Here is a 21,765-nt window from a genome sequence, read left to right as displayed (position 1 = left end):
GAGGATGTTGGAAGACATGCTAAGATCCATGATAACAGCTTCAAACACGATGAATGAACTGCAAAAACAGATGAATAATATCAGCCATAACCTTGCCAATCTTGACACGGCGGGATATAAAGCGAAAAATACAAGCTTTTCAGAGCTCGTAAGGCAGCAGATTGAACAAGTAAACGAGAAGAACAATGAAGTGGCCCAAAGCAGAAAGACGCCGCCCGGCATCCGGCTCGGCGTCGGCGCCGTCATGACCGAAAAGCTGACACACAGCCAGGGAAGCGTAAAGGAGACCGGCCGGAAGCTGGATATCGCCTTGACCTCCCCTTACCAATACTTCCAGGTCGATGTCGATGGCGAAGTTCAATATACGAGAGACGGAACATTTGAATTGACTCCTGCGGCAGGAAACGCCAATCAGCTGCAGCTGGCCACGAAGGATGGCCACCCCGTCCTTGATGAGAACGGAAATGCAATCCGTTTTGACAGGCGCTATCAAAATTTCCAAGTCGATAAAAACGGAACCATTACCGTTTCATCAGGCCAAGGCGGAGCGTCTTTGAGGTTTAATTTAGGCATCGTCCGGGCTGTAAAGCCGCAGGCTCTGATAGAGGAAGGCAGCAACCTCTTTTCTGTTGACGATAACTTAAGAGCAACGGCTCTCATCAATTTAACAGGAGCCGGAAGGCAGGATATCTCCATGAAGCAGGGCTTCCTTGAAGCGTCAAACGTTGACGTGTCAAAGGAAATGACAGACCTTATCGCTTCACAGCGGTCTTACCAGATGAATTCGCGGGCGGTTACGATGGGGGATCAAATGATGGGGCTGATCAATTCGGTGCGCTAGCACAATAAAAAAGGAGCTGAACCCAATCAGCATTGGGGAATCAGCTCCTTTTTTACTGCGGACATTCAGGCCTAAAAAGGATGGACTGAATCGTTCCGGTGTATGGACAGCCGGGGAATTCGCTTAACTATTGTTGAAAAAGATGACGTTTCATAATATACTTCCAGATGTACAGAATTAGGCACCGAATGATTGTTCTTTACATATTTTCCAAAAAAGGAGATGCCAAGTCAATGCTTGATGCCCAACAAATCAAAGAAATTATTCCCCACCGTTACCCCTTTTTGCTCATTGACCGAGTGACGGAGGTAGAAGAAGGCAAGCGGGCTGCGGGTTATAAAAATGTTACAGTAAATGAAGAATTTTTTAACGGCCATTTTCCAAACTACCCGGTCATGCCGGGTGTGTTAATTGTGGAAGCACTGGCGCAAATCGGAGCGGTGGCCCTGTTGATGAAAGAAGAAAACCGCGGAAGACTCGCGTTTTTTGCAGGAATTGACAGCTGTCGCTTCAAAAGGCAGGTCAAGCCGGGAGACCAATTGCATCTTGAGCTTGAAGTCATCCGTTTCCGCGGCTCAATCGGCAAAGGAAAAGGAGTCGCCAAAGTAGACGGTGAAATCGTTTGTGAAGCCGAGCTGATGTTTTCGCTCGGAGAAAAACAGGAATAATCGGAACAGATGGGTTTTGCATGAACCCATTTGTTTTTTTATGATGTATGAATCACGGAAAGGGGACCCTTGTATGTGGAAAGATTTTAAAAACTTTGCGATTCAGGGAAATGTAATCGATCTCGCCATCGGGGTGATCATTGGCGGCGCTTTTGGAAAAATCGTGACCTCGCTCGTCAATGACATTATTCTGCCCGTCTTTGGCCTTTTGCTCGGGGGACTGGATTTTTCAGCACTCTCTTTCACATTCGGCGATGCCGTCATCAAGTACGGGATGTTCATTCAGACGATCGTAAACTTCTTCATCATTTCATTTTCGATTTTTATTTTTATCCGGTATCTGTCCAAGCTGAAGAAAAAGAAAGACATTCTGGAGGAGGAAGAAGAAGCCGGTCCCGATCCTCAGGAAGAACTCCTCAGAGAAATCCGCGACTTGCTAAAGGAGCGTACGAAACATTCTTAACAGTAAACAAAAAGGCTGCCGCTTTTATAGGACAGCCTTTTTTATATATTTTGCTTAAATGCTTCAAGAAGCCGATCTCCGGTATACCCTTCTTTTATCAATCCCTCTAAAATCTTGTCGGAATCCCTTCCGAACTTGGACCTCACCATTTTGCCGTCCAGTAAAACCGAGACATGCTCTCCGAGAACCGTGATGTTTTTGACCTTTGCCAGCAGCTGTGCGGGCCGGTTGCTTTTTTTGGTAATCGTAACGTATGTTTTGACTTCTTTGCCTTCCTGCAAAAGGTATTCAAAAAAATATCGATACTCCTTAGAGACAAGCCCTTCGACCATCCAGTGGTTTTCTCCGTCTTCCTTGTTGATGATCAGGCCGTCGATCAGAGGGAACTCCTCAAGCCGTTTTGCCGTGTCATCCTGACGGACGATTTTCAAATCAATAAGCCTAAAGGTTTTCATTGCTATCACCCCACAAGCTTTCATAGTTGTATAACCATTATAGCATATTCAGTCTGAGAGCTCGTAAACGTGTATGTTTTATATACCAGCACTTTTTTGAAAAATACATATTTCCAAATCAAAAAGAAAAGATGTTTATTATTAATGGTAATAAAAGCAATAAAATATAATGGAAACTGAATTTCTCAGGAACAATTTCCTTTTATCCATATTTTGCTTGCAGGGATTTCTCTTGTAAACTGGGGATACCGCTGATGAAGGGAGGGACGGAATGTTTAATCAGATCATGCTGGTCGGGCGTTTAACGAAGGACCCGGAGCTGCGGTATACATCTGACGGTGTCCCTGTTGCAAATATTACTTTGGCTGTCAGCAGGCATTTCAAAAATGCCGCAGGCAAAATTGAAACGGACTTTGTCAATTGCACATTGTGGCGAAAAACGGCTGAAAATACGGCTGACTATTGCAGCAAAGGCTCTATTGTCGGCTTGAACGGCAGAATTCAAACACGCCATTATGTGAATTCAGAAGGGAAACGCATCTTTCTAACAGAAGTCGTCGCCCGCTCCGCTCATTTTTTGGGCGGAAAAACCCGCGAAACCGCAGAGATCTAGACCATGAACGATTTTCCTCTCAAACTCCTTTCCTATAGAAAATCAATGAATTCTCCCTATTTCTCCTCTCTTGTACCCGGTTTTTAGAACCGGTTTTTTTATTTCGTCAAAAAAAAGACAAATTTAAATTGACTCAAGAATGTCCTGTATGTATAATGTAAGCGAATACAAAACAAATGACCATTACTTGCACAAATGTGCAAAGTGTAAAGGGTGATCGTATGGAGATGAAAGATGACAAGCGTCTTTTAATCAAAATTTGCAAAATGTACTATGAAGAAGATTTGACACAAAGCCAGATCGCCAAGGCGACGGGAATTTACAGGACAACCGTTGGCCGCATGCTGAAAAAGGCGCGGGAAGAAGGCATCGTCAAAATTACGATCGATGACAATGTCGGAGCCCATTACGATTTAGAGCGCGAGCTTGAACAGCTTCTCGGCCTTAAAGAAGTGTTTATCTGCGAGACAAAACCGGGGCAGACAGCCGAGGAAAAGAAGAAAAGCGTAGGCAAAGCAGGAGCCGATATGTTAAAGCGCGTCATTAAAGACGGTGATACGGTCGGATTTGCGTGGGGGACGACGATGGCGGGCATGATCGGAGAATTCCACGGAGTCAGGAAACGCAGCGCTTCTTTCGTTCCGCTTGTCGGAGGCCCGGGCACAATGGACACAAAATACCACGTGAACAGCATCGTCTACAGCATTGCCAGTGATTTTGGCGGCACGCCGTATTTTATCGATGCCGCAGCGGTCGTAGAGAAAAAAGAAACAAAGGACGAAATTGTAAAGTCCCATTACTTCAAAAAAATAGAAGGACTCTGGAACGGTCTTACGGTCGCAGCCGTCGGAATCGGAGCGCCGGTTAGTTCATCCAATATGATCTGGACCGGTTTTTACGGAGATGAGGATATGGAGCGTTTAAAAGAAAAACATGCAGTCGGCGATATCTGTTCCCGTTTTTTTGACCGTTCCGGAAAATTAATAGACACCGAGATTAATGACAGAACCATTGCCATAGACATCAATCGGCTGAAAGATTTGGAATATTCAATCGGCCTGGCCGAATCGCGTGAAAAGGTTCCATCCATTATCGGAGCAGCCAAAGGCCGCTACATTAATGTTTTGGTGACGACTGCCGAAACAGCCAGAGAAATCGCCGCGGAGGTGAAGAACAAAACATGATCATTTATTTTATCATTGCTCTTGGCATAGCCTGGCTTCTCCAAAGCGTATTGGGCTTTTGGCAAATCAGGCATTTCAATCGAACATTCGCGGAATACAGGCGGATGGGAAGAGTGGCGGTCGGAAGGCGGACCGGGCTGTTCAGAGCCGGGACGGTCGTTTTGTTTGTCATTGATAAACGGAATAAAATCATTCAGGCCTCCAAAATGCAAGGGGTTACGGTTTTTTCAAGAATCAGGCCTTTAAAGGGCTTTGAAGGAAAGTATCTGCCGAAAATCGGGCAGTCCGACCTTGCCTCTCACGACCGCCTGACGAGGCTGGCAATTCAGGATGCGTTAAGAACATTCAGCATCATCACTAAAGGAGGTGATGTTCCGCCAAAGAAATCGCTGTTTCAAAAGCTGTTTAATCTTCAGATGAAAAAAAGAGGTGAAATATGAAAAACGTAACATGGTTTGCAGAAAAATTTATGGATTTATTCAGACATGGCGGCGAAGTTTTTGTCAGCATGCTTACAGACATCGTTCCTTTATTGATAATGCTGCTTGTCGCCATGAATGCAATGATACGGCTGATTGGAGAAAAGCGGGTTGAAACGCTTGCGAAAAAATCGGGAAAAAACCCTTTGACGCGGTATTTGGTGCTACCCGCCGCCGGAACTTTTATGCTTGCAAACCCAATGACGCTGTCGCTCGGAAAGTTCCTTCCGGAAAAATACAAACCGAGCTATTATGCCGCAGCTTCTTATTCCTGCCATACCCACAACGGGCTCTTCCCCCATGTGAATCCCGGCGAGCTGTTTGTTTTTCTCGGGATTGCCGCAGGCATTACGACATTGGGGCATGAAACGACAGAGCTGGCTCTCCGCTACTTTTTGGTCGGGATTGTGACCAACTTTTTAAGAGGCTGGGTGACGGATTTCACAACGGCTTATGTAGCGAAACAGCAGGGTGTTTCATTAAAGGATTCGATCGAACTTAAATAAGAAAGGCGGTTGACAGATGAGTTCCTATCGTTCGGTTATAGTGTCAAAAGGGCCGGGAGGATTTGGCGGACCGCTGGTGATCACCCCTGATGAACAAAAAAATAAAATCGTATATGTCACAGGGGGAAACAAGCCGGAGTTTGCCGACTATTTGGCGGAGCTTGCGGGATGTACGCTCGTCGACGGTTTTAAGACGACGGTTCCCGAAAAGGAAATGGCCGCTGTCATTATTGATTGCGGGGGGACGCTCAGATGCGGTCTATATCCGCAAAAACGGATACCGACCATCAATGTGATGGCAACTGGAAAAAGCGGGCCGCTCGCTGCCCATATTACAGAAGATATTTATGTTTCAGGGGTAAAAAAAGAGAATATCAAACTGCATAAGGCTAAAGAAGAGCCGGAACAGTCCAATATTCTAAAAGATAATCAAATAGAACATAAACAAAACCATTATAGCACAGACAAAAAAATTAGTGAACAGCAGGCGCCAAAAGGCGTCATGGCGAAAGTCGGAATGGCGATGGGGTCGGTTGTCAGCATTTTTTATCAGGCCGGCCGGGAAGCGATTGAAACCGTTATCAAAACGATACTTCCATTCATGGCATTTGTCGCTTTATTGATCGGCATCATCAAAGAGTCGGGAATTGGGGATATTTTTGCGAAATTTCTGTCTCCTTTTGCAGGTTCCCTTCCAGGATTGCTGTTAATCGCGTTTGTTTGTTCGTTTCCGCTGCTTTCTCCGTTCCTCGGCCCCGGCGCGGTTATCGCCCAGGTGGTCGGGTCATTGATCGGCGTAGAGATCGGAAAAGGCAACATTCCGCCGAATCTCGCGCTGCCCGCATTATTTGCGATCAACTCACAGGCGGCTGCAGACTTTGTTCCTGTCGGCCTCGGGCTTGCTGAAGCAGAGGTGGAAACCGTCGAAGTCGGAGTCCCATCCGTGCTGTATTCGCGATTTTTAACGGGAGCGCCTACGGTTTTCATTGCTTGGCTGGCGAGCTTTGGATTGTATGACAGCTGAGATTGTTTGAGGAGGGAGAAACCATGTCTATGATTTATAAAACGAAAATCAATAAAATCGGAGCATTAGCATCCGCTTTCTCAGATGAAAAAATGCTGATTTTATTCGGCGAAGGAGCGCCAGAAGAATTAAAAGATTATTGCTTATCGATTGATATACAGCCCGTTGAAGAAGATGTCATGAAAGGCGATGAGCTTCTGCTTGGCGGGGAATCTTATAAAGTGACCGCCGTTGGGGAAGCCGTGGCGCAGAACCTGGCCAACCTTGGACATATTACGCTCAAATTTGACGGGGCGAGTACTGCGGAACTGCCCGGCACGTTATATCTTGAACAGAAAGAATTGCCTAAGGTTTTGGCTGGAGATTGGATTCAAATTAAAAGAAGCTGATAAGGAGCGAGTGCGATATGGAAATGAATGAAGGGAAAACGGCGTTAATCTGCGGAGGAGGACAAAGCCTCGGTGAAGCGCTGTCCTACCGGATGGCAGAAGCGGGATACGACGTTGCCGTCGCGGACATCAATGGAGAAAACGCCAAAAAAACCGCGGATCAGGCAGCCGAGAAATACGGTAAAAAATCGCTGGCGATTGAAGCGGATTTTACAAAAGAAAATGATGTCAAACGAATGATTGAGAACGTGTCTGCTGCATTTGGCAAAATCGATGTCATGGTATACAGCGCGGGAATCGCGAAAAGCAATAAAATCATCGACTTTCAGCTGAAAGATTGGGAGAAGACCATCGATGTCAACCTGACCGGATATTTTCTTTGCGCAAAAGAAACGGCAAAAGTCATGATCGAGCAGGGCTCAGGATCTATTATTCAAATCAACTCAAAATCCGGAAAAGTCGGCAGCAAACATAATACGGCATATTCGGCCTCAAAATTCGGCGGTGTCGGCTTAACCCAAAGTCTTGCGCTCGATCTTGCCGAACATAATATTCGCGTGAACAGCATTATGCCGGGGAACTTATTGAAATCCCCGATGTTCCAAAGCTTAATACCGCAATATGCGAAAAAGCTGGGTATTCCCGAAAGCGAAGTGGAGCGCGTGTATACGGAAAAAGTTCCGCTGAAGCGCGGCTGTACGTACGATGATATCGCCAACGCCGTATTATTTTATGCATCAGATCAAGCTTCTTATATGACAGGCCAATCCATAAATGTGACCGGAGGACAGGTCATGCATTAAACGCGGGGAGTGACGGAAATGAAAATGCTTGTGGATTCAGCAAATATATCAGAGATTGAAAGCTTGTTAGATTCGCTGCCCATTGACGGCGTTACGACCAATCCCGCACTGATAGCCGGGGAAAAGCGGCCATTTAAGCAGCAGATCAAAGAGATTCGCCGCCTTCTTCCCGATCATCTGCCCCTTCATGCCCAAATCATTGGCAAAGACTGTGCGGGCATGATGGAGCAGGCAAAGGATCTGCACGATTGGCTCGATGGAAACGTCTGGATCAAAATCCCCGTCACAAAAGAAGGATTGCGTGCGATTCAACAGCTTTCTAAAGAAAATTTCCGCATAACCGGAACGGCTGTCTATACGGCTGCACAGGCCGTCCTTGCAGCAAAGGCGGGTGCAGGGTATGTTGCGCCATATGTCAACCGGATTGACAATGAATTCGGCGATGGAGCAGGGACAGTCAAAACGATTGTCGGCTTGTTCAGCATGTACGGATTTCATTGCAAAGTGCTTGCGGCAAGCTTTAAACATAAGGGGCAAATTCTCTCCGTGATGGAAGCGGGGAGCCATGAAGCGACGATCAGTCCGGCGCTTTTCGGGAAACTGGCCTCAATATCCCGCTATAGACCGGGATATTGAGGCGTTTCGCAAAGCCTGGCGGTCTGAATATGGAACGTTTTCTCTTTAACAAAGGGACTGGATGCTGGAGATGTACATATGCTCTAGCATTCAGTCCTTTTTTGCTTAATTTTACTTATTTCGTCTTGATATCATTATGAATTTAACTTATAATTACTTAACAACAACGAATTTCACTTAAGAGAAGAAGGAATGATGAAGTGTATCAGGAGGAACGGTTAATTTCCATCATCGACTATGTAAAGGAGCATAAACGAATTTCCGTTGAGCAGATTTGCTCTTTATTCCAAGTCTCAAGAGATACGGCAAGACGTGATCTCGTCAAGCTGAAAGAGCGTGGCGCGATCATCCGGACGAGGGGCGGCGCCATCTTGCCGACCATTCATGATGAGATTAAAGACTACTCCGGAAGACTGGAAATCGTTTCTGAAGAAAAGAACATGATCGGCAAAGCGGCTGCTTCATTAATCAGGGAAGGCGACCATATCATTTTCGACGCGTCCACGACAGTTCAAGCCTGTGCAGAGCATTTGCCGGATATCAGTTGTACGATCATAACCAACTCGATTAACCAGGCGGAGGTTCTTTCTTCAAGGAGGGGGGCGGATATCCATCTTCTCGGCGGAAAGCTTCAGAAGGAGCACAGATTTTTATATGGCGCTTCCGTAATTGAAAAGCTGTCAGGCTACCATGTCGATAAAGCTTTCATCGGGGTTGTCGGAGTTTCTGATAAGGGGCTGACAATTGCCCATGAAGAGGATGGAATGGTCAAGAGGAAAATGATATCCCAAGCGAAACAAGTGATCGCGCTTGCGGATCACTCCAAAATTGGAAGGACGGATTTTTTCCGGTATGCCGGGCTAAGCGACATTGATCTTCTCATTACCGACAGGCTGCCGGTAACAGAATTCCAGAGGCTGCTCGATCAGCACGGTGTGGAGCTGCTTGTGGCAGAACAAGAAGGGACATAAGGGGGAAATCAGCTGATGAGAATGATTGCCGTGGATTTGGATGGGACTTTATTAAACAGTGCAAGCAAAGTGGCAAGGGAGAGCATCGAAGCGATAAAGGAAGCGCAGAAAAACGGAATTGAAGTGGTCATTGCCACAGGGAGGGCGTCTTTTGACGTGCAAACGATTTTTCAGGAGACAGGCATCAAAACATGGATCATCAGCGCCAATGGAGCGGTGATTCACGACCCTGAAGGGCGCCTTTGCCATGCCGTTCCGATTGAGCGGAAAAAGGCGGAAGGAATTCTTCGCTGGCTTGAAGAAGAGAATTACTACTATGAAGTGTTCAGCGATGATGCGATCTTTACTCCGCAAAATGGAAGAGAGCTGCTCGATATCGAATTGGACCGTCTGAGAAGCGCAAATCCCGATGCCGATTTATCAAAGCTTGAACTGGCCGCCGAGCAGCAGCTCAGCCAAAACGGCTACGCGTACATCAACTCTTATCGGGAGCTGTTTGAACGCGATCAAAACCTCAATGTATACAACGTTTTAGGCTTTTCCTTTCATAAAGAAAAGCTTGAAAAAGGCTGGAAACGCTTTGAAAAGGAAAAGGGCCTAACGCTCGTCACTTCGGCCGAACACAATTTTGAGCTTGAGCATATTCAGGCGTCCAAAGGGCTCGCATTAGAAAAACTGGCGCATAAGCTCGGCATTCCGCTGGATGAGACGGCTGCCGTCGGAGACAGCCTCAACGATTATTCCATGCTGAAAGCAGCCGGGAGGAGCTTTGCGATGGGGAACGCCCGCGAGGATATTAAAGAGATGGCCGACGAAGTGGCGCTGACAAATGATGAAAACGGTGTGGCTCATATCCTGCGGCACCTCATCGATCAGAAAAAAGGTTTAAAATCGATTTAATTCGCATACCCTTTAATATCGGCGTGATGCCGGTGCAGAGCTGGCAGCGTAACGATAGGGGCAGCGATTTAATACTTGCCCTTCTTTGATTCAGCATCTCCGACATCTCATCATAAGATGTTGGGGATGCTTCCTTTGACATTGAAGGGCCAAACAGAAGATGAACATCACCTGTGTTCATCTTCTTTAGCGTTTATCAGAATAAGAAATATCTTTGGCCGAGCGGGACGGAACTGACCGGCTGGCACGACAGTTCTTCTCCGTCGGCGTATACTTGGTATGATGCAGGATCGATTTCAATTTTTGGAAGCGCTCTGTTCCATTTCATATCCATTTTACTGAGCCGCCGAATGCCGCGGACAGGGGAAATCATTTTCTCTAGCCCCAATGTATTATGGACACCGCGGTCAATGCTTGCCTGAGACATAAATGTAATGGAAGTCGAGCGGTTCGCTTTACCGTAAGAAGCATACATCCGCCGCATCAATACAGGCTCCGGCGTAGGGATGGAGGCATTCGGATCACCCATTTGCGCCCTTGCGATCATTCCGCCTTTTAATACGAGCTCCGGTTTGACGCCGAAAAACATCGGGTCCCAGAGGACAAGGTCGGCTAATTTACCTTTCTCGACTGACCCGACTTCATGGCTGATGCCATGAGTGATAGCGGGATTGACGGTATATTTTGCGATATAGCGCTTTGCGCGCACATTGTCATTTCCATTTTCTCCAACTAAAGCGCCGCGCTGTTTTTTCATTTTATCCGCCGTCTGCCAAGTACGGATGATCACTTCGCCAATTCGGCCCATTGCCTGTGAGTCAGAGGATGTCATGCTGATTGCGCCGATATCGTGCAGAATGTCTTCCGCAGCAATCGTGGCCGCCCGGATTCTCGAGTGGCTGAAGGCGACATCTTCAGGAACATTGGCATCCAAATGGTGGCAAACCATCATCATATCCAAATGTTCATCGATTGTGTTGACGGTATACGGAATTGTCGGAGTTGTAGATGAAGGCAGGATATTCGCATAAGAAGCAAGCTTCATAATGTCGGGCGCATGCCCTCCGCCGGCCCCTTCGATGTGGTAGGTATGAATGACGCGGTCGCCTATCGCTTCAAGCGTGTTTTCAAGGAATCCGGCTTCATTGATCGTATCAGTATGAATCGTTGCTTGAATATCCGCTTCCTCCGCGACATCCATGCAAGTTTTGATGGCTCTCGGCGTCGTTCCCCAGTCTTCGTGAAGCTTAAGTCCGATCGCTCCAGCTTCCACCTGCTCAATCAACGGCGCTGGATCTGAAGCGTTTCCTTTAGCCGTAAAACCGACATTGACCGGAAATTCTTCACCGGCTTCGAGCATTCTTGCTATATACCAGGCTCCTGATGTACATGTTGTCGCTTTGCTGCCGGTTGCAGGGCCTGTCCCGCCGCCGATTAATGTCGTCACTCCAGAAGACAGGGCGACCTCCATTTGCTGCGGGCAAATAAAATGAACATGGGTGTCAACTCCGCCGGCTGTCAAAATTTTTCCTTCACCGGAGATGACTTCTGTTCCGGCTCCTACGATCATATGCGGATCAACTTGATCCATGATGTCCGGATTTCCGCTTTTTCCGATTCCAACGATTCGGCCGTCTTTAATGCCGACATCGGCTTTCACGATCCCCGTATAATCAAGCACGACAACGTTTGTGATCACAAGATCAAGCGCGCCGTCTTTACCGGTGATTCGGCCATTTTGTCCCATACCATCGCGAATCGTTTTTCCTCCGCCAAAAATCATTTCTTCCCCGTAAACAGTGAAATCTTTTTCGACTTCAATCCAAAGATCGGTATCCCCGAGCCTGATTTTATCACCTGTTGTCGGTCCGAACAGCTCAGCATATTGTGTTCTCGTCAGTTTCACCGCTTAACCCCCTCTATCCATCCGGCGCTTTTTAGACGGTTCAACGCCTGTTCTTTTCCTCTTTCATCAAGAAATGTTTCAGTCATGCCGTTTAATCCCCTGACTGTCCGCCGTCCGACGAGTTCTACAAGCTGAACGGTTTTTTCTTCCCCCGGCTCAAACCGGACTGAAGTTCCGGACGGAATATTCAGCCGCATCCCCAAGCTAGCTTCCCTGTCAAAAGCCAAAGCCCGGTTGGCTTCTGCAAAATGAAAATGGGAGCCTATTTGAATAGAGCGTGTCCCTGTATTTTTCACTTTTATCTCTTTTGTTGCCCGTCCCTCGTTTATTGAAATCATGCCATCAGCAATTTGATAAGCCCCAGGTTTCATGTTGTCGCCTCCCGTGCAATCGGCTGATGAATGGTGACAAGTTTGACGCCGTCAGGAAAAGTCGCTTCAACCTGGATGCTTTCCAGCATTTCAGGAACTCCTTCCATCAGGTCGTCTGCCGTCAGGACATGCCGGCCTGCTTCCATCAGTTCAGCCACACTTTTTCCTTCGCGTGCGCCTTCCATAATAAAACAGGTCAAGTAAGCTGCTGCCTCTGGATAATTCAGCAGCACACCCCGTTCCTTTCTTTGTTTTGCCAGCTCCCCCGCGGCAAAAATTAAAAGCTTTTCTTGTTCAACCGGTGTCAATTTCATCCTTTCTCCTCCTTTTTTGCTTGATATAAAAAGAAATGAACAAGGTTTCCCGGTATCACCTCCTTAAATCGAAATGCCAAAGTTTTAAGTTAAGGAAGTTAATAATTTCATGATAATTATATAATTAATGATAAAATTCTTCAAAAAATATTTAAAATATTAAAAAAATTGTCAATATTGAAAAGGGAAACGTGTAAAGGCTCAGCTGAAAAATGATAAAACATGCAGTATTGAAACGAGGTGGAGACCCACGACTTTAGAAAAAATAAAAAACAGCCGCCTGAACGGCGGCTGCTTTGACATCATCCCGAAATAGCGGCTGTGCTTAATGTAAACAGCTCTTCAAGTTCTTCTTCAGAAAGCTCGGTAATCCAGTTCTCGCTTTGAATGATCTGGTCATTGAGCGATTGCTTTGATTCGAGCATTTGATCGATTTTTTCTTCAATTGTTCCGGTGGTAATGAGCTTGTGGACATGCACAAACCGTTTTTGGCCGATCCGGTAGGCGCGGTCTGTCGCCTGGTTTTCGACAGCCGGATTCCACCATCTGTCATAATGGATGACATGATTGGCGGCTGTCAGGTTTAAACCCGTTCCACCCGCTTTTAAGGATAGGATCAGAATCGGAAATTCTTTGTTTTGAAATTGCTCCACGATTTTGTCCCTTTCCAGTTTCGGTAAGCTTCCATTCAAAAACTTGACAGGTTCGTCAAATGACGTTTCAAGCAGCCGCTTCATCATTTCACCCATTCCAATATACTGGGTGAAAATCAGACAGCTTTCCTGCCGGCTGCGAATCGTTTGCATCAGCTCAAGCAGTTTTTCCAGCTTAACGGATCTGCCGTTCAGAAGCTCTGTTTCAAACTCTTTTAAGTAGAGGGCCGGATGGTCGCAGATTTGCTTTAATTTGCCGAGCATGCTGAGTATCAATGCTTTTCTCTGCATTCCGGCGAGAGTTGTCATGTGTTCAAATGTATCCTTTACAAGCTGCTCATATAAGGATGCCTGTTCTGCCGAAAGCGGGATGAATTCTTTTTCCTCCTGTTTTTCGGGAAGATTGAGGGCGACTTCCTGATCCTGTTTCGTTCGTCTCAGCAAAAACGGCTTAATCAGCTGTTGAAGCTGTTCAATCCGCTTTTCATCACGGTCTTTTTCAATCGGCAGGACAAAGCGCTTATGAAAGCTGCCCAGGCTTCCGAAATAGCCTTTATTCATAAAATCATAAATCGACCACAGCTCTGTGAGCCGGTTTTCCATCGGCGTTCCGCTGAGCGCGATATGGTGAAGGCCTTTCAGCTTTCTGATAGAGCGGGACTGCTTTGTATGCGCGTTTTTAATATTTTGCGCTTCATCAAGGCAGATGCAGTTCCACATTACACTTGTCAGATCGTCAAAATCGGAATGCGCGAGGCCGTAGGAGGTTAACACAATGTCCGCATCTTTGTACTCTTTCTGAAATGCTTCTCCTCTCGGCCGTTTTGGACCGTAATGGAGCGCCGCCGATACACCGGGGGCGAATGCCTGAAGCTCGCGCTGCCAGTTCCCAAGCACCGAAGTCGGTGCAATGATCAGGGATGGCGTTTTTTGTCCTTTTTCTTTTAAATAGGCGAAATACGCGATCATCTGGATGGTTTTCCCGAGCCCCATATCATCTGCGAGGCAGGCGCCAAATCCGCATTTTCGGAGGAAGAGGAGCCAGTTCAGTCCGTCTTCCTGATAGGCTCTGAGCGTGCCCTTAAAGTATTTGCTGACTGGGTATGATGGGAGCTCATGTCTGTCGTTCAGCTTTCGGATCATGTTTTTCAGCTGGTATGACAATTCAAACTGCACTTCGCTGAAAGCGGAGGTATCGAGCAGGTCGTCTTCTTTATGCTCTCCGCTTCGGTCTGTCAGCTCCCGCGCGAGGATGTCTGACATGTGAAGCCCTTCAGTTTCGGCGCGTTCCATCAGCTTTTTCATTTGTTTAATAAAATTCGGATCGATTTTGATCCATTGTCCGCGGATATTAACGAGCCGCCTTTTATTTGCGACAAGCTGATGAAACTCTTCTTCTGTCAGTTCGATTCCATTTGTCGCAAACCGCCAGTTGAAATCCATCAGAGCGTTCATTCCGACGAAAGATTCGCCCCTTGGTGCTGAAGAAACTTTCGCTTTCAGCAGCATGTTGCTGTCTTTAACAATCTGCCACCAGGATGGCAGCAGGATTTCGATCCCCATGCTGACGAGTGTTTCGCTTGCTTCAGACAGGAAGATCCAGGCTTCTTCTTCTGACAGCAGGGTCGTGCCCGACTCGATCGTCAGCCATGGAACGATTTGGCGGAACCGGTCCTGTTCGCGGGCGAGTTTATCGGCGTACGCGCGCCACGATGCTTTTAATCCTTTCAAACCGTCGAAAAACTGGATTTCCCCGCTTTTTTTATCGCGTAAAAACAATTCAATTTTCCAATCATCACCGTCAAAGTCGGGCTCGTTTAACCTGAGGCCGACGGTAAACGGCACTGGATTCTCGAGCCAGCCGATCGTTTCAAGAAAATCATCTTCATCGAGAAAATGTCCTTTAAATGAAGTAATGGCCGGAGAATGTTCAACGATCGCCTCCCATTTTGCCCTCAGTGCATCGTTGTAATCGATATAGTCATCGACTGCACTGGAAAACCACTCCGCCGTAAAGCCTTCCAAAAGGCCTTCTTTGTCCTTCCAGCACAGCTTTCCTTGCTTCCATGCATCATAATCGGGCAGGAAATCTTGATCCGCAATAAACTCATAAATCGTTGAAGCTGTTTTCATCAACGGTTCTGTTTCCTCAGTCAGCAAAATGTCGCTAAAAGAATTAAACGAGTTTTTGCCAAGAAATTCGACAGCCATCCAGGGAGACAAAAGCACGGCCGGTTTTTCCAATCCTGCATCCTCAAGAAAAGTGCCGTAAAAGGATGATTCGTGCCATTGGAAAAGATGCCTTTCCATTTGGCTCCGCGTCAGCGGCTGATCATCCGTGTCATAGCAGGATAAAATGAATGTATAGTCTTCCGATTGTTCGACGTGTATCACGATTTCTTTAAGACTCGCCATCGATCAACTTTCCTTTCTTTAGCTCCTCCTGGAACGCACGCAGCCTTTTGTGGCGGGCCGTAAGCTGTTCCATGTACCGCTTCCAGACATCTTGTTTTTTCAGCTTTCTATAGAAAGTGCGCAGCTTTTTTAAGTAGCTGACGGCTTCATTGTATGCGCTGCGGTTCCGCTGTTCAATCAGCTCCGAAATTTCTCTGTGATAAGAAGGGAGCAGCGCTTCGGGCGCCTCTGCGGCGATGTCCTTCAAGGCATTCTGCCCGATCTCGGCGATTGTAAAGCCGACAAGGCTGTGGATCTCCATCCATTCTATAAATCGCTTCCGGCTATAAAGAAAATGGCTGTATTCCGTAAAGGTGTACGGCAGGCATTTTTTGCAATACCTTTCATATAAATGCTCATCATTTGCGTTTTTACTGTAATCGCCGAGAAACAGGAAGAATTCGCTCAATACATCCCGGATGTCCCGGTACGGTTTATCAAGCTTGCAGAAGCCTTCCACAAGAGGTTCAAGGTGCTCATACCATTTTTTAAGGCGTTTCCAATCCTTTTTCGCCGTCATGATCCCGAGCCATTGAAACATATAGGGCAGAATGTCGGGAGAAAAAGTGTCGGCTTGTTCAAACATCACGTCGTCGTTTTTTAACAGGAATTCGAGGTGGAGCCGGCCGAATTGAATTTCCGGGGAGCCGTTCAATTGCTGTAAAACATCAAGCTCCTCCTTGAGCCATTTCGGACGGGCGAGAAGAGCGCTCCAAATCTCTCCGAATACCCGGAGTCTTTCATATTGAAATATGTCTTCTTTGAGCAGCAGCTCACGAACGACGCCGGGCGTTTTTTCTAAAAATGGATCAAGCGCAAATGACAGCGCATAGGTTTTCAGCTCATCTATTGAACCGTAAATCGTATCCATCAGCTGTTCGACATAGGGATTCAGTGAATAAAAGTCTTTTTCCGGATCGATGCGCCCTTTTTCAATCAGTGTGTGCATGGCAAGCCATGTCGCAAGAGCGGCATGGATCTGGTAGATTTTTTTCAGCTCAGGTTCGGTTGGCGTCCGTTTTTTTAGGGCTGAATAATATCCATAATAAAGATATTGCATCGTTTGCTGGCCTTTAGGCGTCTGCTGTTCCCAAAGGCTGAATTCCGACTTGAAAAAGCGGACCCAGCCTTCAAGCGTCTGCACACCTTCATCGGGTTTGCGCCGAAGCTGATTGACCAGCAACTGCCGATCAAGGGATTGCCGCTGTTCTTTCCAATATTCCGTAAATGTTCCCAATCGTTCATATTGTGCATATAAATATAAGTAAACGGCAAGGACGTGGCGGCAGATTTTTTTCGACGGGCACGAACAGCTGCTTTTTGTGACAGCGGACAGATCAATGGTGACTTTCACCGGTACAACGTCCTGGACATAAGCGGAGGCTGTCTGCCCGTCAAGCGCTTTTACCCGATAGACTGAATCCTGTCTGTATAATATAAGAGCTTTTTTCATCAGCTGAATATTTTCATCATTGCACGGCAGCACATGCTTAAACTGCTCAGCCGCCTCCATTACAACCGTTTTTGAGATCATTTCCTGAAGCATGTCTATCGCTCCTAACCGAATCACTTTTAAAAAGTTTCCAATCTCTCTATTATAGCTCAATTGATTCGTGCAAAAAAGATTTTCTCGGGAAAAGGACATAAAAACGGACAGCTGTCGAATAATGTATTAGACTATGGCAAATCGTTAATGAACATCATATAATCTGAAATATAACGCAAAAAAATTATGAATTCTTTGGAAGCTGAAAGGAAAAGGATATGGATGATAAGGAATTGAATCAGGAAGAATTTTTGAAAATTCTTATGCATGCTTACGACATTGGCGAAAAGTCGCATGATATTACGACAAAAGAATTGCTTGAAGATCTGATAATTCATATTAAAAATGGTTATACAACGTAAAAAAGCTGCGAACTCGTTTTGCGGCTTTTTTTCGTTCAGCAAAAAAAGCCCTGTTCCTGCAAAAATCGATAGTTACTACCATATAAAGACCCCGTTTTCCCGGAATCTCCCGCTATTTGTCATGATTCATTTCTTCCCGTTGTGTAATAAATATGTATAATTAAGGTAACGATGGAAATTTGCTGAAAATTTAAATAAATACTTCGCCTAAGGGGGGCTCTTATGCGAGACAAGCTCGGCTTTAAAGATATGTTCTTCGTTTTGAAAAAAAGATGCGCTCTCATCATTCTAATTACGATGACGGCAGCTGCATCAACCGCCGCCGTTAATTATTTTTTGCTCACACCGGTTTACCAGGCATCTGTCCAAATCCTCATCAATGGCCGCCAAACCTCAAACTTTACCGACATTCAGACCAATCTTGAACTCATCAACACTTATAATGTGATCATGAAAAGCCCAGTTATTTTAAATAAAGTGAAGGATGATCTCAACCTTCAGGAAACGACGGAAGAACTAAAGAAAAAAATTACCGTTGCCAGCGAAAATGAGTCGCAGATTGTCAGTATTTCCGCGACGGACAAGGATTATTCAAAAGCCGCCGCAATCGCAAATACAGTCGCCTCCGTTTTTCAGAGAGACATCCAAGACATTATGAACGATAAAGCTGAAATCAGCATTGTGGCAAAAGCCGTGCCATATGATTCTCCTGCGCCGGTCAGTCCCAACAAAATGTTTAACATGGCTGTCTTCACGATGTTTGGACTGCTGCTCGGAGCGGGTCTCGCCTTTCTTCTTGAGCTTTTAAACAGCACGGTCAAAAACGAGGAAGACATTGAAAATGGGCTGGAGCTTCCCATCCTGGGGAATGTTTTATACACGAAACCAAAAAAAGGACAAGCCGTCAGGCTGGTGAACGGGGTCATCGGGAAGGATCAGTCGTTTTAAGCGAACAATATGGGAGGTCCGGTTATGATCGATATTCACTGTCACATTCTTGCCGCGCTTGATGACGGAGCAAGGTGTATGAATGACAGCATCGAAATGGCTAAAAAAGCGGTTTCCCAAGGAGTCCACACGATTATCGCCACCCCGCATCACAGAGCCGGCATATGCGAGCATGAAAAAGAGGAGATACTTGCCGGCGTATCGGCGTTGACGGCCAGACTCAAGCAGGAAAACATTCCGCTGAACATTCTGCCAGGTCAGGAAATCCGCTTATACGGCGAATTAAAAGATGACCTTGTGCGGGGAAGGCTCCTCAGCCTCTCCAATACGAAATATGTCCTGATCGAGCTTCCTTACCACCATGTTCCCCGCTATGCGGAAAAGCTGCTGTTCGATATTCAGTTGAATGGGTTTATTCCGGTGATTGCACATCCCGAGCGAAATATGGAAATCATGGAAAATCCCAATCTTTTATACCGGCTTGTCAAAAATGGGGCATATGTCCAGGTCACATGTTCAAGTCTTGCCGGGAGGTTTGGGAGAAATATCAAAAAGCTGGCCCGCCGCTTCATCGAAGCCGATCTCGTCCACTTTTTCGCCTCAGATGCGCACAATCTGACCACCCGTTCCTTCCTTTTTGATGAATTGGAAAACGAATACGGCCCTGATCTTTTGAGTATGTTTATAGAAAATGCCGGGCTTCTCTTAAAAAACCGGGATATACCTAAAAAACCCCCGCTTCCGCTCAAAAGGAAAAAGCTGTTGGGCCTGCTGTAAAAAAGCCAGGATGCTCCGCAAGCCGGCATTTATTCAGTCAGAGGAGGAGCAGCATGAAGATTTCCATTGTTGGCACCGGGTATGTCGGTCTTGTGACGGGCGTCTGTCTGTCGGAAATCGGCCATCATGTCACATGCATTGATATTGATCAAAAAAAGATCGCTATGTTGAAAAAAGGGGTGTCGCCGATTTATGAGCCCGGACTCGAAGACATGGTCCGGAGCAACCTTGACCGTCGCAGGCTGGCGTTTGACACCAGTTTTGAAACAGGCATTTCAGGGGCTGATATCATATTTATCGCTGTTGGTACACCGCAAAAGGAAAACGGCTGGTCAGACCTCCGGTATATTGAACATGCGGCGGAAATGATCGGACGCCATGTGAAGCGCGATTGTCTTGTCGTGACGAAAAGCACTGTTCCGGTCGGCACAAGTGAACGGATTTTGAAGCTCATCGAACATCATCTAACACATCCCATTCACATATCGGCTGCGTCCAATCCCGAATTTTTACGGGAGGGTTCAGCCATTTATGATACGTTTCACGGCGACAGGATCGTAATCGGAGCCGAAGATGAACAAACGGCTGACACGCTTGAACAGGTCTTTGCGCCATTTGGCATTCCTATTATGAAAACCGATATCAGAAGCGCAGAGATGATCAAATACGCATCAAATGCATTTCTGGCCACGAAAATCAGTTTTATAAATGAAATCTCAAATATTTGCGAGAAAGTCGGTGCGGATATTGAGTCTGTCGCATACGGAATGGGGCAGGATAAAAGAATCGGCCATCAGTTTTTAAGAGCCGGCATCGGCTACGGCGGCTCATGCTTTCCAAAAGATACGAACGCACTCGTCCAAATTGCCGGCCATGTAGAGCATGATTTCGAATTGCTGAAATCAGTGATTAAAGTAAATAATAAGCAGCAGACCCTGTTGGTCGAAAAAGCGGAAAGCCGGCTCGGCGGTTTACAAAACAAGGTGATTTCTCTGCTCGGCCTGTCTTTTAAGCCGGATACCGATGATATGAGGGAAGCCCCGTCAATCGTCATTGCCGAAACATTGGCCGGCAAGGGTGCGAAGATTAAAGCGTTCGACCCTGTTGCGACCGAACATGCAAAACAGGTATTAAATAAAAATGTGCAATATGCGCAGACGATTGAAGATGCTGTAAAGGATGCTGACGCGGTGATGATTTTAACAGATTGGGAAGACATTAAAGCTTTCCCTTTGGCAGCCTACAGAAAGCTGATGAATGACCCGGTCGTGTTTGACGGGAGGAACTGCCATGAATTGCAGGAAGCTGTTGAAGCAGGTATTGAATACCATTCCATCGGAAGGCGGCAGATTGTTCCCGTCCCGATGTAGCGCCGCTTTAGAGCAGGGGGATGACAATGCCGCCGTATGCGAACGCTGCGGCGATGATAACCGCCGGGTGGATGCGGAATTTTGTCAATCCCACCAATGCTACCAACGCGATGGCCGATGTTTGTATAAATCCAATGGAATGAACTGCATCACCGCCGATTTCCCATGTCAAGAGCAGCATCATAACGGCGATTACGGGCTGGACGGCCAGTGTCATTCCTTTTATGGCCTGCGACTTGCGGAAACGTCTGATCAACTTGAGCAATAAAATGAGCACGACGGCAGAAGGCAGTGTGGTCGCAATGAGAGCGACGACCGCACCGGGCCACCCAAACACACTATATCCGACATATGAGGCGATTTTTGTGGCGATCGGTCCAGGCAAAGCGTTCGCAAGCGCCAGCATGTTGGAAAATTCATCTTTTGAAAGCCAGTGAAAATGGTGAACAACTTCTTCAAAATTAAGGGGAATCGACGCCGGACCGCCGCCGTAGCCCAGCAGATTTGCGATGAAAAAAGCCCAAAACAAATAAAGCAGGATCATGAAGACACCCCTTTATCCTTTTCCTGTGCAACCTTTCTTTTCAACTTAAAGTGGAATGCTCCATAAGCTAAAAAAATCATGACAACGATTCCTGGATGAATGGAAAACACCTGAAGCCCCAAAAATGCAAGAATGAAACAAAGAATGCCGGTTACAACACCGAATCCTTTCAGCGTTTTTTGACCGAATTCATATGCCATGATACCGAGCATCACGGCAATGACCGGGGTGACAGCGCCGATCATGCCGTTGACGACGCTCGAATGGCTAAGCACATTGACGGCGGCAAACAACGCGGCCATCGCTGTACAGGTCGGCAGGATATGTGCCGCTGTCGCGACGATGGCCCCCGGGGTGCCTTTGACTCTATGCCCCAAATACGCCGACATCTTTGTGGCGATCGGGCCTGGAAGCGCATTGGCGATAGCCAGGATCTCACCGAATTCATCATCATCGATCCATTTGAATGTTGTGACGGCCTCGTGGCGGATCAGCGGTATAACGGAAGGTCCGCCGCCAAATCCCAATATTCCGGTCCTCACCATCGCTATGATCAATTCCCGAAAAGGATGCTTCATACCGGTTCCC

The 21,765-nt window shown here is 46.7% G+C and carries 25 protein-coding genes; 17 read left to right on the top strand and 8 right to left on the bottom strand.

Annotated elements, in window-relative coordinates; genetic code table 11:
• Window positions 1–16: 16 nt before the first annotated feature.
• From R5H20_RS21035 to mscL, 3 genes are all read left to right on the top strand, one after another.
• A complete protein-coding gene (locus R5H20_RS21035) occupies window positions 17–841 on the top strand; it encodes a flagellar hook-basal body protein (protein WP_006639355.1) in 825 nt (274 codons plus the stop codon).
• Between the two features lie 233 nt (window positions 842–1,074).
• Window positions 1,075–1,509: a 3-hydroxyacyl-ACP dehydratase FabZ gene (gene fabZ / locus R5H20_RS21030; protein WP_006639354.1), complete on the top strand. Its 435-nt coding sequence runs from the start codon at window positions 1,075–1,077 to the stop codon at window positions 1,507–1,509.
• A gap of 73 nt (window positions 1,510–1,582) precedes the next feature.
• A complete protein-coding gene (mscL, locus tag R5H20_RS21025; protein WP_006639353.1) occupies window positions 1,583–1,972 on the top strand; it encodes a large conductance mechanosensitive channel protein MscL in 390 nt (129 codons plus the stop codon).
• Window positions 1,973–2,013: 41 nt separating this feature from the next.
• Here mscL and R5H20_RS21020 read toward each other — a convergent pair whose 3' ends face one another.
• Window positions 2,014–2,427 carry a YwpF-like family protein gene (locus tag R5H20_RS21020; RefSeq protein ID WP_006639352.1) on the bottom strand — a complete coding sequence of 138 codons (414 nt, stop codon included), beginning with the start codon at window positions 2,425–2,427 and terminating at the stop codon, window positions 2,014–2,016.
• 271 nt (window positions 2,428–2,698) lie between these two features.
• Here R5H20_RS21020 and ssb point away from each other — a divergent pair, with 271 nt between their 5' ends.
• The 10 genes from ssb to R5H20_RS20970 all read left to right on the top strand — a co-directional run bounded on the left by ssb (window position 2,699) and on the right by R5H20_RS20970 (window position 9,932).
• Window positions 2,699–3,040: a single-stranded DNA-binding protein gene (gene ssb, locus R5H20_RS21015; RefSeq protein ID WP_006639351.1), complete on the top strand. Its 342-nt coding sequence runs from the start codon at window positions 2,699–2,701 to the stop codon at window positions 3,038–3,040.
• Between the two features lie 221 nt (window positions 3,041–3,261).
• Window positions 3,262–4,224, top strand: a complete 963-nt coding sequence (locus R5H20_RS21010; RefSeq protein WP_029419610.1) for a sugar-binding transcriptional regulator — start codon at window positions 3,262–3,264, stop codon at window positions 4,222–4,224.
• Complete coding sequence (locus R5H20_RS21005) at window positions 4,221–4,664, top strand: transcriptional regulator GutM (protein ID WP_006639349.1); 444 nt, start codon at window positions 4,221–4,223, stop codon at window positions 4,662–4,664. Before R5H20_RS21010 ends, R5H20_RS21005 begins: the two co-directional genes overlap by 4 nt.
• Window positions 4,661–5,209 (top strand): PTS glucitol/sorbitol transporter subunit IIC, encoded by a 549-nt coding sequence (locus tag R5H20_RS21000; RefSeq protein ID WP_006639348.1) that lies wholly within the window; start codon window positions 4,661–4,663, stop codon window positions 5,207–5,209. The genes R5H20_RS21005 and R5H20_RS21000 overlap by 4 nt, the downstream gene beginning before the upstream one ends.
• Before the next feature lie 16 nt (window positions 5,210–5,225).
• The gene (locus tag R5H20_RS20995) at window positions 5,226–6,233 is read left to right on the top strand and encodes a PTS glucitol/sorbitol transporter subunit IIB (RefSeq protein WP_006639347.1); all 1,008 of its coding nucleotides are present in this window, start codon (window positions 5,226–5,228) and stop codon (window positions 6,231–6,233) included.
• Window positions 6,234–6,256: 23 nt separating this feature from the next.
• Window positions 6,257–6,622, top strand: a complete 366-nt coding sequence (locus tag R5H20_RS20990; protein WP_006639346.1) for a PTS glucitol/sorbitol transporter subunit IIA — start codon at window positions 6,257–6,259, stop codon at window positions 6,620–6,622.
• A 17-nt stretch (window positions 6,623–6,639) separates the two neighbouring features.
• Window positions 6,640–7,425 carry a sorbitol-6-phosphate dehydrogenase gene (gene srlD, locus R5H20_RS20985; protein WP_006639345.1) on the top strand — a complete coding sequence of 262 codons (786 nt, stop codon included), beginning with the start codon at window positions 6,640–6,642 and terminating at the stop codon, window positions 7,423–7,425.
• Window positions 7,426–7,443: 18 nt separating this feature from the next.
• Window positions 7,444–8,061, top strand: a complete 618-nt coding sequence (locus R5H20_RS20980; protein WP_006639344.1) for a transaldolase family protein — start codon at window positions 7,444–7,446, stop codon at window positions 8,059–8,061.
• 200 nt (window positions 8,062–8,261) lie between these two features.
• Window positions 8,262–9,032: a transcriptional regulator GlcR gene (locus R5H20_RS20975; RefSeq protein ID WP_006639343.1), complete on the top strand. Its 771-nt coding sequence runs from the start codon at window positions 8,262–8,264 to the stop codon at window positions 9,030–9,032.
• Between the two features lie 15 nt (window positions 9,033–9,047).
• Complete coding sequence (locus tag R5H20_RS20970; RefSeq protein ID WP_006639342.1) at window positions 9,048–9,932, top strand: Cof-type HAD-IIB family hydrolase; 885 nt, start codon at window positions 9,048–9,050, stop codon at window positions 9,930–9,932.
• A 196-nt stretch (window positions 9,933–10,128) separates the two neighbouring features.
• On the opposite strand, the gene ureC is transcribed toward R5H20_RS20970, so the two are convergent.
• From ureC to R5H20_RS20945, 5 genes are all read right to left on the bottom strand, one after another.
• Complete coding sequence (gene ureC, locus R5H20_RS20965) at window positions 10,129–11,838, bottom strand: urease subunit alpha (protein WP_006639341.1); 1,710 nt, start codon at window positions 11,836–11,838, stop codon at window positions 10,129–10,131.
• Window positions 11,835–12,209 carry an urease subunit beta gene (gene ureB, locus R5H20_RS20960; protein ID WP_006639340.1) on the bottom strand — a complete coding sequence of 125 codons (375 nt, stop codon included), beginning with the start codon at window positions 12,207–12,209 and terminating at the stop codon, window positions 11,835–11,837. Before ureB ends, ureC begins: the two co-directional genes overlap by 4 nt.
• On the bottom strand, window positions 12,206–12,523 hold the full coding sequence (gene ureA, locus R5H20_RS20955; protein ID WP_006639339.1) for an urease subunit gamma: 318 nt from the start codon (window positions 12,521–12,523) through the stop codon (window positions 12,206–12,208). Before ureA ends, ureB begins: the two co-directional genes overlap by 4 nt.
• A gap of 302 nt (window positions 12,524–12,825) precedes the next feature.
• The gene (locus tag R5H20_RS20950) at window positions 12,826–15,591 is read right to left on the bottom strand and encodes a DEAD/DEAH box helicase (RefSeq protein ID WP_006639338.1); all 2,766 of its coding nucleotides are present in this window, start codon (window positions 15,589–15,591) and stop codon (window positions 12,826–12,828) included.
• Window positions 15,578–17,176: an SWIM zinc finger family protein gene (locus R5H20_RS20945; RefSeq protein WP_006639337.1), complete on the bottom strand. Its 1,599-nt coding sequence runs from the start codon at window positions 17,174–17,176 to the stop codon at window positions 15,578–15,580. The genes R5H20_RS20950 and R5H20_RS20945 overlap by 14 nt, the downstream gene beginning before the upstream one ends.
• Before the next feature lie 218 nt (window positions 17,177–17,394).
• Between R5H20_RS20945 and R5H20_RS20940 the strand changes: the two genes are divergently transcribed.
• From R5H20_RS20940 to R5H20_RS20925, 4 genes are all read left to right on the top strand, one after another.
• Window positions 17,395–17,538, top strand: a complete 144-nt coding sequence (locus R5H20_RS20940) for a YwzD family small protein (protein WP_006639336.1) — start codon at window positions 17,395–17,397, stop codon at window positions 17,536–17,538.
• A gap of 222 nt (window positions 17,539–17,760) precedes the next feature.
• The gene (locus tag R5H20_RS20935; RefSeq protein WP_006639335.1) at window positions 17,761–18,486 is read left to right on the top strand and encodes a YveK family protein; all 726 of its coding nucleotides are present in this window, start codon (window positions 17,761–17,763) and stop codon (window positions 18,484–18,486) included.
• A gap of 24 nt (window positions 18,487–18,510) precedes the next feature.
• On the top strand, window positions 18,511–19,263 hold the full coding sequence (locus tag R5H20_RS20930; protein ID WP_006639334.1) for a tyrosine-protein phosphatase: 753 nt from the start codon (window positions 18,511–18,513) through the stop codon (window positions 19,261–19,263).
• 53 nt (window positions 19,264–19,316) lie between these two features.
• The gene (locus R5H20_RS20925) at window positions 19,317–20,633 is read left to right on the top strand and encodes a UDP-glucose dehydrogenase family protein (RefSeq protein WP_006639333.1); all 1,317 of its coding nucleotides are present in this window, start codon (window positions 19,317–19,319) and stop codon (window positions 20,631–20,633) included.
• Window positions 20,634–20,640: 7 nt separating this feature from the next.
• Here R5H20_RS20925 and R5H20_RS20920 read toward each other — a convergent pair whose 3' ends face one another.
• Window positions 20,641–21,177 (bottom strand): chromate efflux transporter ChrA, encoded by a 537-nt coding sequence (locus R5H20_RS20920; protein ID WP_006639332.1) that lies wholly within the window; start codon window positions 21,175–21,177, stop codon window positions 20,641–20,643.
• Window positions 21,174–21,755, bottom strand: a complete 582-nt coding sequence (locus R5H20_RS20915) for a chromate efflux transporter ChrB (RefSeq protein WP_006639331.1) — start codon at window positions 21,753–21,755, stop codon at window positions 21,174–21,176. Before R5H20_RS20915 ends, R5H20_RS20920 begins: the two co-directional genes overlap by 4 nt.
• Window positions 21,756–21,765: the final 10 nt, after the last annotated feature.

Source organism: Bacillus sp. KICET-3 (genome assembly GCF_033261025.1).
GTDB lineage: Bacteria > Bacillota > Bacilli > Bacillales > Bacillaceae > Bacillus > Bacillus sonorensis.
This window is presented reverse-complemented; position numbering and strand designations above follow the sequence as displayed.